The sequence below is a fragment of the Bacillus sp. EB01 genome (genome assembly GCF_000613125.1).
Taxonomy (GTDB): domain Bacteria; phylum Bacillota; class Bacilli; order Bacillales; family Cytobacillaceae; genus Bacillus_D.
The window spans coordinates 3,998,271-4,010,793 of the sequence record NZ_HG964497.1 but is presented as its reverse complement, the minus strand read 5'-3'; the positions used below and the strand labels follow the sequence as shown (position 1 = coordinate 4,010,793).

The following is a 12,523-nucleotide window of genomic DNA, read 5'->3' as shown; positions in this document are numbered from 1 at the left end:
TGGAAACATAGAAAATTTGTTAGTAGATAAATTACCAAAGAGCCGGCTCAGGATATTCTGAGCCGGCATACATATGCTCGCGGGCACGGTTAAATAATGGAGGGATTAATATGAAACAAAGCATGACTTTGATTCCCACGATGAGGGAAGTACCAGCGGACGCTGATGTAAGAAGCCATCAGCTTCTTCTTAAGGCTGGATTTATGCGCCAGAATGCAAGTGGTGTATATAGTTATATGCCGCTAGCGAAACGCGTGCTGACGAAAATTGAGAATATTGTCCGTGAAGAAATGGACAAAGCTGGAGCAGTCGAAATGCTAATGCCAGCTTTGCAGCAAGCTGAACTTTGGCAGGAATCTGGAAGATGGTATTCGTATGGTCCAGAACTTATGCGCCTGAAAGACAGAAATGAAAGGGAATTCGCACTTGGAGCCACTCACGAAGAGGTCATCACCAGCCTTGTCCGTGATGAAGTGAAATCATACAAGCGCCTTCCATTGACTCTTTATCAAATCCAAACCAAATTCCGTGATGAAAAGCGGCCTCGTTTTGGCTTGCTTAGGGGCCGCGAGTTCATTATGAAAGATGCGTACTCATTCCATTCGAGCAAAGAGAGTCTGGACGAGGTTTACGAGCGGATCTTTGCTGCATATTCCAATATATTTGCGCGCTGCGGTTTGAATTTCCGTGCGGTTATTGCGGACTCTGGAGCAATGGGCGGGAAAGATACCCACGAATTTATGGTACTTTCAGATATCGGAGAAGATACAATTGCTTATTCCGATTCTTCTAATTATGCAGCAAACATTGAAATGGCCCCTGTAGTTACCAGATACGAAAATAGTGATGAGGCTCTAAAAGAGATAGAAAAGGTTAAGACAGAAAACCAGAAGACCATTGCAGAAGTTTCTTCGTTCCTGGATGTTGCCGAAGAACAATGTATTAAGTCATTGCTTTTCAAAGTAGATGACCGGTTTGTCCTTGTTTTGGTTAGGGGAGACCACGAAGTCAATGATATCAAGCTTAAAAACTTGTTTGAGGCTGGGAGTGCCGAACTGGCCGATGCTGCGGAGACAGAAAGGGTTTTAGGCTGTACGGTTGGTTCCATCGGACCAGTTGAAGTTTCAGGTGTTGAAATTGTAGCTGATAGTGCAGTTGCAGCCATTGTCAATGGGATTTGCGGGGCTAACGAGGAACACTACCATTATAGGAATGTAAATCCAGGCAGGGATTTCGAAGTGAGCCAATTTGCCGATCTTCGTTTCATTCAGGAAGGAGATCCATCTCCTGACGGAAATGGTAAAATTGTTTTTGCCAAAGGTATTGAGGTTGGCCATGTTTTCAAGCTTGGTACGAGGTATAGTGAAGCTATGAACGCTGTATATTTGGATGAAAATGGAAGGACTCAGCCGATGATCATGGGTTGCTATGGAATCGGCGTATCGAGGACGCTTGCCGCTGTAGCCGAGCAGTCCAATGATGAAAAGGGGCTTGTCTGGCCTAAAGCTGTAGCGCCATACCATGTTCATCTTATTCCCGTAAATCTGAAGGACGAGGCACAAGCAAGACTTGCAGAACAGCTCTACTTAGAGCTTGGAAAAACTTTCGAAGTACTTATTGACGATAGGCAGGAACGACCTGGTGTCAAGTTCGCTGATTCAGATTTGCTTGGTATTCCTGTTCGCGTTACAATCGGCAAAAAGGCTGCTGAAGGAATTGTAGAATTAAAGCTTCGTGATACAGGCGAAGTCATCGAGGCAGAGGCTTCTACTTTGCGGGAAACAATTGCTTCAGTTCTTGAAAACCGAAAATAAGATGAATTATTGCTTGCTATTTACTGATTGGCAATCGCGCTAAGCGGAGCAAATAAAAAGGTGCTGCACATACTGCGGCACCTTTTTTCGTCCGGCTCCAGCGCCTATCGCCTAGCAAACTTCAGGCCTCCTCCCTACGATAAGTCATCATCGAATCGCTTGCGCTCTTCGTGATTCCTTTATCCCACTCTTAAGGCTCAGTAAGCCTCCTCCGTCGGCAACTGATCCTAAAGGTCCGATTCGTTCAACTAACCATCAGCAAATATCGCTGATGGAAGTTTGACTTTATCTCAGTCGAAGTCCCTCCATTTTGTACGGCGATAACCGAGGCGCTTGCGCTTTTGTTCCTGGTAACATAAAGTATTTGCATTCCTAATGGGTAGGTAAGATTCTGTGCTATAATATATTTTTGATAACTAGATAGAACAAGGTGGGGGAGTGACTATGAACACCCATTTAGATGATAGAGTACAAAGATTTCAGGTACTGCTGCACCAGCTTGATATGACAGGGGACGATATCGTTCCGTTTTTCCGGAATGCCCGGATCGAAAAAGTGCTTGTTGGCAAGAATTCGAGAAAAATGCATTTTCAGATTGCGATAGAAAAAATTCTCCCATGCAGTGTTTATTCATTGTTCGAAACACAGCTTGAAAAGAAATTTTCAGAGATTGCCAGGGCAACATCATTCGAATTTTACTGCCAGGATCAATCGTTTACAAAAGAGCTAATACTGGAGTACTGGAAAAAAACCATTGAGGAAATCGATGGGATTGCTCCACCGCTCCTAAAGCTTTTAAATGAACAATATCCTTCAGTCCAGGGCTCCAAACTGACAGTTTCAGTCAGGAATGAAGCGGAAGGCGGAGCGATAAAAAATAAATATGGCAGTGTGATTTCGTCCATCTACCAGTCTTTTGGCTTTCCGGTACTTGCGATCGATACTGTGATGGTAGATGTTGAAAAGAGCGAGGAATATGTCCGATTTATGGAAGCGAAACAGAAAGAGGATGAGGAACGGGCCAAGCTTGCTGTAGTTGAAATGCAAAAACGTGAATCAGAGAAGGAAAAAGGCGGAACGGATGCTTTTGACGGTCCGTTAGTAATTGGAATGATGATCAAGGGTGACGCTGAATTCAAGCAGCTTATTGACATTGTCGACGAGGAACGCCGTATGGCGATTGAAGGCTTTATCTTTGATGCTGAAACGAGGGAACTTCGCAGTGGGCGCACCCTGCTGACATTTAAAATCACCGACTATACCAGCTCAATTATGGTCAAAATGTTCTCCCGGGATAAAGAGGACGCCGCTTTGTTCCAGCGTGTTAAAAAGGGCATGTGGGCAAGGGTCCGGGGAAGTATTCAAAATGACACCTTTGTACGCGACCTTGTAATGATAGGTAACGATATTAACGAAATCAAACCCGAAACCCGAAAGGACAGGGCACCTGAAGGGGAAAAACGGGTGGAACTCCATCTCCATACCCCGATGAGCCAGATGGATGCGGTCACACCAGTCGCAGCTCTTGTAGGACAGGCGAGTAAATGGGGCCATAAAGCGATTGCGATTACAGATCACGCAGTTGCCCAGTCATTCCCGGAAGCATTTTCGGCTGGGAAAAAGAATGATATTAAAATTTTATACGGTATTGAGGCAAACCTGGTCGATGATGGAGTGCCGATTGCCTATAATGATGTCCACCGCCTGCTTTCAGAAGATACGTACGTAGTCTTTGACGTCGAGACAACTGGATTGTCGGCTGTATACGATACAATCATTGAACTAGCGGCGGTAAAGATTCGGGACGGGGAAATAATCGACCGCTTTGAATCGTTCGCGAACCCTCATCACCGGTTATCCGCTACTACCATAAACCTGACGGGAATTACGGATGATATGGTTGAAAATGCACCAGAAGTTGGGGAGGTACTGGAGAGATTCCATCAATGGGCAGATGACTCCATTCTGGTTGCCCATAATGCATCATTCGATATGGGCTTTTTAAATACCGGCTATAAAAAAATAGGATTGGGGAAAGCAAAGAACCCGGTTATTGATACGCTGGAGCTTGCCAGGTTCCTCTATCCAGAAATGAAAAACCATCGCCTGAACACACTGGCAAAGAAATTTGATGTCGAGCTGACCCAGCACCACCGGGCGATTTATGATGCTGAAGCTACCGGATACCTGCTTTTGAAAATGCTGAAAGATTCGCATGAAAAGGGAATTGAGTACCATGACCAATTCAATGACAATATGGGGAAAGGCGATGCCTATAAGCGGGCAAGACCCTATCATTGCACACTGCTTGCTCAAACAGAGGCAGGGTTAAAGAATCTTTTCAAATTGGTTTCAATTGCTCATATTAACTATTTTTATAGGGTGCCGCGAATACCTCGTTCCATTTTGCAAAAATACAGAGAAGGTATTCTCGTCGGTTCCGCTTGTGACCGGGGCGAAGTGTTTGAAGGTATGATGCAGAAGTCGCCTGAAGAAGTAGAAGAGCTGGCGCATTTTTATGATTATCTGGAGGTCATGCCGAAACCGGTATACGCACCATTGATTGAAATGGAGCTCGTCAGGAACGAACGGTCGCTTGAAGAAATTATCGGGAACGTTGTGAAACTTGGCGATAAATTGGGTATTCCTGTCGTTGCTACTGGTAACGTCCACTACCTTGAAAAAAATGATAAGATTTATAGAAAAATCCTGATTAATTCGCAGGGAGGCGCCAACCCGTTAAACCGCCACAACCTGCCTGACGTCCATTTCAGGACAACAGATGAGATGCTAAAAGAATTCACCTTCCTTGGTGCTGAAAAAGCAAAAGAAATCGTTGTAACAAATACAAACAAAATTGCTGATATGATTGACGTTATCAAGCCAATCAAAGATGACCTTTACACGCCAAAGATTGAAGGCGCTGAAGATGAAATGCGTGAAATGAGCTATTCAATGGCTCGCAGAATCTATGGCGATCCGCTTCCGGAAATAGTAGAAGCCAGGCTTGAAAAAGAACTTAAGAGTATCATTGGGCATGGTTTTGCGGTTATTTACCTGATTTCACATAAGCTTGTAAAAAAATCCCTTGATGATGGTTATCTGGTTGGTTCGCGTGGGTCGGTTGGGTCTTCGTTTGTTGCCACCATGACAGAAATTACAGAGGTTAATCCGTTGCCGCCGCATTATGTTTGCCCGAAATGCAAGCATTCCGAATTCTTTAATGATGGTTCTGTTGGATCCGGTTTCGACCTTCCAGATAAGGATTGTCCTGAATGCGGCGGGAAGTATAAAAAGGATGGCCATGACATTCCGTTTGAAACATTCCTTGGCTTTAAAGGAGACAAAGTACCAGACATTGACTTGAACTTCTCGGGTGAATACCAACCGAGAGCACATAATTACACAAAGGTCCTATTCGGTGAAGATTATGTTTACCGTGCTGGTACAATAGGCACAGTTGCTGATAAAACAGCATTTGGGTATGTGAAGGCGTACCAGCAGGAAAACAACCTCCAGCTACGCGGTGCAGAAATCGACCGGCTGGCTTCCGGCTGCACAGGCGTTAAACGGAACACCGGGCAGCATCCCGGTGGCATCATTGTTGTGCCGGATTATATGGATATTTACGATTTTTCACCTATCCAGTTTCCTGCCGATGCAACAGGTTCTGAGTGGAAAACAACGCACTTCGATTTCCATTCCATCCATGATAACGTCTTAAAGCTCGATATTCTGGGTCACGATGATCCGACAGTAATCAGGATGCTTCAGGATTTAAGCGGCATCGATCCGAAGACTATTCCTACTGATGATCCCGAAGTAATGAAGATTTTCAGTGGAACGGAATCACTGGGAGTTACTGAAGAGCAAATCATGTGTAAAACAGGGACACTCGGCATCCCGGAATTCGGTACCCGTTTTGTCCGCCAGATGCTTGAGGATACGAAGCCGACTACCTTTTCCGAGCTTGTGCAGATTTCCGGGCTCTCGCATGGAACGGACGTGTGGCTTGGAAATGCACAAGAACTGATCCATAATAAAACCTGTACTTTAAGCGAAGTAATCGGCTGCCGGGATGATATTATGGTATACCTTATTTATCAGGGCCTTGAGCCTGGGTTTGCGTTCAAAATCATGGAGTCAGTCCGTAAAGGTAAGGGACTCACTGATGAAATGGAAGCAGAAATGAGGAAGAATAATGTACCGGAATGGTATATTGACTCGTGTAAGAAAATTAAGTATATGTTCCCGAAGGCTCACGCTGCAGCTTATGTTCTGATGGCTGTGAGGATTGCCTACTTTAAGGTACATTTACCGCTGTTATACTATGCAGCTTACTTTACAGTCAGGGCTGAGGATTTTGATTTAGAGGCGATGGCACGAGGGCCGGAATCAATCAGGGCTAAAGTGGAAGAGATTAACGCCAAGGGTCTTGATGCTGCGCCAAAAGAGAAAAGCTTATTGACAGTGCTTGAACTCGCACTTGAAATGACGGAGCGAGGCTTTGCTTTCCAAAAAATTGATTTATATAAATCTGATGCTTCACAATTTATTATTGATGGACAAACATTAATCCCTCCGTTCAATTCGATTCCCGGGTTAGGGACAAATGCCGCGGAGAATATTGTGAAAGCCCGCGAAAATGGAGAGTTCCTTTCTAAAGAAGACTTGCAGCAGCGCGGTAAGGTTTCCAAAACAATCCTTGAGTATCTGGACAAACAAGGCTGCCTGGATGCACTGCCGGAACAGAATCAGCTTTCACTTTTCTAAAGATGGTATTCTTGTATCAAGATGGTATCTTTTCTCCAAAAATCGCCGGATATCGTTAATTTGCATTCAGTATGCGTGTGTGGTATAGTTTTATTGGAAATACTAAGCAAAATGTCCGGAAGAGTGGGGGAACCCACTCTTTCGTTCGTGTATGGAGGCGTTTTGCTAAGTACTAGATAACTGTCTACGTAAATTGCGCAAGATAAGGTAAAAAGCTGTAAAGGAGGTTAGCAATGAGCAAGGTTATAGAAGTAGTTGAAAACCTGGCTTCTCCCATCGTTCAGGAACTAGGTTTGGAACTTGTGGATATTGAATATGTAAAGGAAGGCAAGGAATGGTTTCTTCGTGTCTTCGTCGATAAAGAAGCAGGTGTCGATATAGAAGATTGCGGAATTGTAAGTGAACGTCTTAGCGAGAAGCTCGATGAACTGGATCCAATCCCACATAACTACTTCCTTGAAGTTTCATCCCCGGGTGCTGAAAGGCCTTTGAAGAAGGATAAGGACTTTATCAATGCTATCGGCAAAAATGTTTTTGTAAAAACCTACGAACCAATCGACGGCGAAAAAACCTTTGAAGGAACTTTGCTAGAATTCGATGGTGAAACTGTCAAAATCGAAATTAAAGTAAAAACACGAAGAAAAACTGTAGAGCTTCCGTACAGCAAAGTGGCAAGTGCTCGGCTTGCTGTTACGTTTGGGTGAGGCGCCTGGGCATTTTGCCTTCGGATAGAACCTTTCTGTCTGGAACAGGGAATATGAAATTGAGGCTAAAGGGGGATTTATTCCAATGAGCAGCGAACTAATGGATGCTCTGACAATACTGGAAAGAGATAAGGGGATTTCCAGGGATGTATTGATTGATGCAATAGAAGCGGCCCTTATTTCAGCATACCGCCGGAATTTCAATCAGGCACAAAATGTGCGGATTGACTTGAACATGCAAACAGGCACAATGCGTGTTTTTGCAAGAAAAGAAGTGGTTGACCAGGTTTTTGATCCAAGGCTGGAAATTTCCATTGAAGAAGCAAGACATCTTAATCCGAACTATCAGGTTGAAGATGTTGTTGAAATGGAAGTTACTCCAAAGGATTTCGGAAGGATTGCTGCCCAAACTGCTAAGCAAGTAGTAACACAGCGTGTGAGGGAAGCAGAGCGCGGCATTATCTATTCTGAATTTATCGACCGTGAAGAAGACATAATGACAGGAATTGTCCAAAGGATTGATTCAAAATTCATCTATGTCAGCCTTGGAAAAATTGAGGCATTGCTGCCAATTAACGAGCAAATGCCAAATGAACAATACAAACCGCATGACCGAATTAAAGTTTTCATCACAAAAGTTGAGAAAACGACTAAAGGACCACAAATCTTTGTTTCACGGACTCATCCCGGTTTGCTTAAACGCCTATTTGAGATTGAAGTCCCAGAAATCTATGATGGAACGGTTGAAATTAAATCTGTAGCACGTGAAGCTGGCGACAGGTCAAAGATTTCCGTCCATTCGGAAAATGGTGAAGTTGACCCAGTCGGAGCCTGTGTTGGCCCTAAAGGCGCGCGTGTCCAGGCAGTTGTTAATGAACTTAAGGGCGAAAAAATTGATATAGTTAAATGGTCTGAGGACCCCGTTGTGTTTGTAGCTAATGCATTAAGCCCGTCCAAGGTTCTGGATGTTAATGTAAACGAGGCTGAGAAGGCTACCACAGTTGTCGTTCCAGACTACCAGCTTTCACTTGCTATTGGCAAAAGAGGCCAGAATGCCCGCTTGGCGGCAAAGCTGACTGGCTGGAAAATTGATATTAAATCAGAAACGGATGCCCGTGAACTAGGAATCTTCCCTCGTGAGGAAACGATCAGACTTTTTGATGAAGATGAGGAGTTTTACGAGGAAGACGATTATGAATATGATGAAAACTATGAAGATGAGTACGACGTTGAATATGAAGATGAAGACGAAGACGAGGATAAGCGTTAAAGGTCGGAGGGATTAGCGGTGAACAAAATGAAGAAGGTCCCTATGCGCAAATGTGTCGCAACGGGTGAAATGAAATCAAAAAAAGAACTTGTTCGTATTGTCCGTTCCAAGGAAGGGGAAGTTTCAATTGATCCGACTGGCAAAAAGTCGGGTCGCGGAGCATACCTGTCACTTGACCGTGAAGCAATCCTTTTGGCTCAAAAGAAAAATATATTAGCAAACCATTTACAAACTAGCATAGATCCTGCCTTATATAAAGAGCTGCTCGGGCTCATTGAGAAGGAGAAAAGGCAATCTTGATGAAATCGAATCAATGGATGTCATTGCTTGGCTTGGCAAATCGGGCACGGAAAGTCATTTCCGGTGAGGAGCTTTCAATTAAAGAAATCCGGAGTGGAAAGGCAAAATTAGTCCTTTTATCTGCAGATGCGTCTTCAAATACCGCCAAAAAAATCACAGATAAGTGCAGCAGCTATAAAGTTCCTTGCAAGATTGTCGATAATCGGGAAAACCTCGGGACGGCTATTGGCAAGGAGGCACGGGTAGTAGTTGCGGTACTGGATGATGGGTTCGCCACTAAATTGATGACACTGCTCGATTAATTCTAGCGGGGGTGAAAGAATGAGTAAAACTCGTGTATATGAATACGCAAAAAAATACAACGTTTCAAGTAAGGATGTTATCAATAAATTGAAAGATATGAATGTAGAAGTATCCAACCATATGGCCACAATTGAATCTGATGCTCTTAATAAATTGGACGCAATTTACAATAAGAAACAAGACAGCAAGCCGCAGTCTGTGAATTCAAGGCCACAAAACCGGCCGCAAAACAACACTGGCGGACGTCCGCAAGGCGATCGTCCCAACCGTCCGCAAGGCGATCGTCCGAACCGCCCGCAAGGCGACCGTCCGAACCGCCCGCAAGGCGACCGTCCGAACCGCCCGCAAGGCGACCGTCCGAACCGCCCGCAAGGCGAGGGTACGAACCGTCCGCAAGGCGACCGTCCGAACCGTCCACAAGGCGACCGTCCGAACCGCCCGCAAGGCGATCGTCCGAACCGTCCGCAAGGCGACCGTCCGAACCGCCCGCAAGGCGACCGTCCGAACCGCCCACAAGGCGAGGGTACTAACCGTCCGCAAGGCGACCGTCCGAACCGTCCGCAGGGTGACCGTCCGAATCGTCCGCAAGGCGACCGTCCGAATCGTCCGCAAGGCGATCGTCCGCAGGGTACTCGCAGCGATGCAAGGCCGCAAGCAGCCAGTCAGCAACAAGGCCGCGCACAAGGCCAGGCAAATAATCGTCCTTCTAAGCCGGCAGCTCCAAAACCGGTCGATAGCAAGAAGAAGGAAAATGATTTTAAATCAAAAGAAAATAAAGCATTCAATAAAGGGAAGACTTCTAATAGACCTGGCCAGGGCCAAAACCGCAACAACAAACCTGGAAAAAGGCAGCAGCACCAGCCTGCGGCACCACAGGTTAAAAAGGAACGCGAACTTCCTGCTAAAATTACGTTTAGTGAGTCCCTAACCGTCGCGGAACTTGCGAAAAAGCTTTATAGGGAACCATCGGAAATCATTAAAAAACTGTTCTTGCTTGGAGTAATGGCAACTATTAACCAGGAATTGGATAAAGATGCTATTGAACTGATTGCAAGTGAGTATGGCGTTGAAGTAGAAGAAGAAATCAAAATAGACACAACTGACCTTGAAGTATACTTCACTGAGGACGAAAATGAGAACCTTGTTGAAAGGCCATCAGTCGTTACTATTATGGGTCACGTTGACCATGGTAAAACGACACTCCTTGATTCCATCCGCCATACAAAGGTAACAGCAGGTGAAGCAGGGGGAATCACCCAGCATATCGGCGCATACCAGGTAGAAGAAAACGGTAAAAAGATCACTTTCCTTGATACACCTGGACACGCTGCGTTCACAACTATGCGTGCACGTGGAGCTAAAATTACCGATATTACAATCCTTGTTGTTGCAGCTGATGATGGTGTCATGCCGCAAACCGTAGAAGCAATTAACCATGCAAAGGCAGCAGAGGTTCCAATTATTGTTGCAGTTAACAAAATGGATAAACCTACTGCCAATCCAGATAAAGTTATGCAGGAATTGACAGAGCATGGACTAGTACCAGAAGCCTGGGGTGGAGAAACTATATTTGTTCCCCTTTCCGCTAAAACAGGAGAAGGAATCGACAGCCTGCTAGAAATGATTCTGCTTGTTAGCGAAGTTGAGGAATACAAAGCAAACCCTAATCGTAAGGCAGTTGGAACAGTGATTGAAGCACAGCTTGACAAAGGCCGTGGCTCAGTTGCCACCCTTCTTGTCCAGAATGGTACATTAAAAGTTGGTGATCCGATCGTTGTCGGCGGTACTTTTGGGCGTGTCAGGGCAATGGTCAACGACAAAGGCCGCCGTGTAAAAGAAGCAGGCCCTTCAACACCGGTTGAGATTACAGGCTTGAATGATGTACCACAAGCTGGTGACCGTTTTGTCGTCTTTGAAGATGAGAAAACTGCAAGGCAGGTCGGGGAATCCCGTGCCTCTCAGGCATTGGTTGCTTCCCGTGGCGAGAAATCCCGTGTAAGCCTGGATAACTTGTTTGAACAGTTAAAACTAGGGGAAATGAAAGACTTGAACATCATTATAAAAGCCGATGCTCAAGGTTCTGCAGAAGCAATGGCTGGATCACTCATGAAAATTGAAGTTCCAGGAATCAACATCCGAATCATCCATACTGGAGTCGGGGCTATTAATGAATCCGACATCACTCTTGCGGCTGCTTCAAATGCTATCGTCATTGGATTTAATGTCCGTCCTGATGCGAATGCTAAGCGTGCAGCTGAGGCTGAAAAAGTGGATATGCGTCTGCACAGGATTATTTACAAGGTAATTGAAGAAATTGAAGCAGCCATGAAGGGCATGCTTGATCCTGAATTCCAGGAAAAAGTTATCGGGCAGGCTGAAGTTCGTCAGACATTTAAAGTATCCAAAATCGGTACAATTGCCGGTTCATATGTTACAGATGGCAAGATTACCCGAGATAGCGGTATCCGTGTTATCCGTGACGGCGTTGTAATTTTTGAAGGTACCATTGATGCACTGAAGCGCTTTAAGGATGATGCCAAGGAAGTAGCCCAAGGATACGAATGTGGTATAACCATCAAGAACTTCAATGATGTAAAAGAAGGAGACATCTTTGAGGCGTTTGTGATGGAGGAAGTGGAAAGGAAATGATTATTGGCATTGCCAGGTGCGAGTGTTTGATTTATGATGCGGCCTCCTTAAAAAATAAGCGGGCCGTCCTTCAAAGAATTATCTCTCGTATCCGGCAAAAGTATAATGTTTCCGTTTCGGAAGTGGATTTTCAGGATGTATGGCAAAGGACAGCAATTGCAGTTGCTGCTGTTGCGTCCGCAAAAGTCCCTGCTGAAAGGGAGCTGCAAAATGCCATTAAGCTCATTGACTCTTTTCCTGAAATCGAAAGAACCATCACCGACATAGAATGGCTTTAAGATAAGAGGTGACTGACATGAGCCATAGAGCGAACCGTGTTGGAGAACAAATGAAAAAGGAACTTGGCGACATCATCGGACGCAAAATCAAGGATCCACGGATTGGATTTGTAACCGTGACCGATGTCCAGGTAACTGGTGATCTCCAGCAGGCAACTGTCTATATTTCTGTTTTGGGTGACGAAGACCAAAGGGAAAACACATTAAAGGGTCTTGCCAAAGCGAAAGGATTCATTCGTTCCGAAATCGGAAACAGAATCCGCCTGAGAAAAACTCCGGAAATCATCTTTGAATTCGATGAATCAATAGATTACGGTAACCGGATCGAGACATTGCTGACCAAGATTCACAATGAAGAAAAAGAACCAACCGAAGGCAAAGAGGAGTAAACGGGATGGATAGACTTTTGTCTATCCATCTTTTTAATAAGGA

At 44.9% G+C, this 12,523-nt stretch carries 9 protein-coding genes; all 9 read left to right on the top strand.

The genetic code is table 11. The features are described from left to right. The first annotated feature begins 110 nt into the window (after window positions 1-110). The 9 genes from TY16_RS18715 to rbfA all read left to right on the top strand — a co-directional run bounded on the left by TY16_RS18715 (window position 111) and on the right by rbfA (window position 12,480). Entirely contained in the window at window positions 111-1,814 is a 1,704-nt protein-coding gene (locus tag TY16_RS18715) for a proline--tRNA ligase (protein ID WP_043933324.1), read from the top strand. 444 nt (window positions 1,815-2,258) lie between these two features. Then, window positions 2,259-6,587 carry a PolC-type DNA polymerase III gene (locus TY16_RS18710; RefSeq protein WP_043933323.1) on the top strand — a complete coding sequence of 1,443 codons (4,329 nt, stop codon included), beginning with the start codon at window positions 2,259-2,261 and terminating at the stop codon, window positions 6,585-6,587. Window positions 6,588-6,820: 233 nt separating this feature from the next. Then, window positions 6,821-7,291 (top strand): ribosome maturation factor RimP, encoded by a 471-nt coding sequence (gene rimP, locus TY16_RS18705; protein WP_043933322.1) that lies wholly within the window; start codon window positions 6,821-6,823, stop codon window positions 7,289-7,291. An 85-nt stretch (window positions 7,292-7,376) separates the two neighbouring features. After that, entirely contained in the window at window positions 7,377-8,561 is a 1,185-nt protein-coding gene (gene nusA / locus TY16_RS18700) for a transcription termination factor NusA (RefSeq protein ID WP_043933321.1), read from the top strand. Window positions 8,562-8,579: 18 nt separating this feature from the next. Next, window positions 8,580-8,861 (top strand): RNase P modulator RnpM, encoded by a 282-nt coding sequence (rnpM, locus tag TY16_RS18695; RefSeq protein ID WP_043933320.1) that lies wholly within the window; start codon window positions 8,580-8,582, stop codon window positions 8,859-8,861. Then, window positions 8,861-9,163, top strand: coding sequence for a YlxQ family RNA-binding protein (locus TY16_RS18690; protein WP_043934838.1), 303 nt, complete (start codon window positions 8,861-8,863; stop codon window positions 9,161-9,163). Before rnpM ends, TY16_RS18690 begins: the two co-directional genes overlap by 1 nt. A gap of 19 nt (window positions 9,164-9,182) precedes the next feature. After that, window positions 9,183-11,813, top strand: coding sequence for a translation initiation factor IF-2 (infB, locus tag TY16_RS18685; protein WP_043933319.1), 2,631 nt, complete (start codon window positions 9,183-9,185; stop codon window positions 11,811-11,813). Next, window positions 11,813-12,091 carry a DUF503 domain-containing protein gene (locus TY16_RS18680; protein ID WP_043934837.1) on the top strand — a complete coding sequence of 93 codons (279 nt, stop codon included), beginning with the start codon at window positions 11,813-11,815 and terminating at the stop codon, window positions 12,089-12,091. Before infB ends, TY16_RS18680 begins: the two co-directional genes overlap by 1 nt. A 17-nt stretch (window positions 12,092-12,108) precedes the next feature. Beyond that, window positions 12,109-12,480 (top strand): 30S ribosome-binding factor RbfA, encoded by a 372-nt coding sequence (rbfA, locus tag TY16_RS18675; RefSeq protein WP_043933318.1) that lies wholly within the window; start codon window positions 12,109-12,111, stop codon window positions 12,478-12,480. Window positions 12,481-12,523 lie beyond the last annotated feature (43 nt).

Coding starts and splice junctions, on each gene's coding strand:
- TY16_RS18715 (WP_043933324.1), top strand. CDS start 111: ATGAAACAAAGCATGACTTTGATTCCCACGATGAGGGAAGTACCAGCG.
- rimP (WP_043933322.1), top strand. CDS start 6,821: ATGAGCAAGGTTATAGAAGTAGTTGAAAACCTGGCTTCTCCCATCGTT.
- infB (WP_043933319.1), top strand. CDS start 9,183: ATGAGTAAAACTCGTGTATATGAATACGCAAAAAAATACAACGTTTCA.
- nusA (WP_043933321.1), top strand. CDS start 7,377: ATGAGCAGCGAACTAATGGATGCTCTGACAATACTGGAAAGAGATAAG.
- TY16_RS18690 (WP_043934838.1), top strand. CDS start 8,861: ATGAAATCGAATCAATGGATGTCATTGCTTGGCTTGGCAAATCGGGCA.
- rbfA (WP_043933318.1), top strand. CDS start 12,109: ATGAGCCATAGAGCGAACCGTGTTGGAGAACAAATGAAAAAGGAACTT.
- TY16_RS18710 (WP_043933323.1), top strand. CDS start 2,259: ATGAACACCCATTTAGATGATAGAGTACAAAGATTTCAGGTACTGCTG.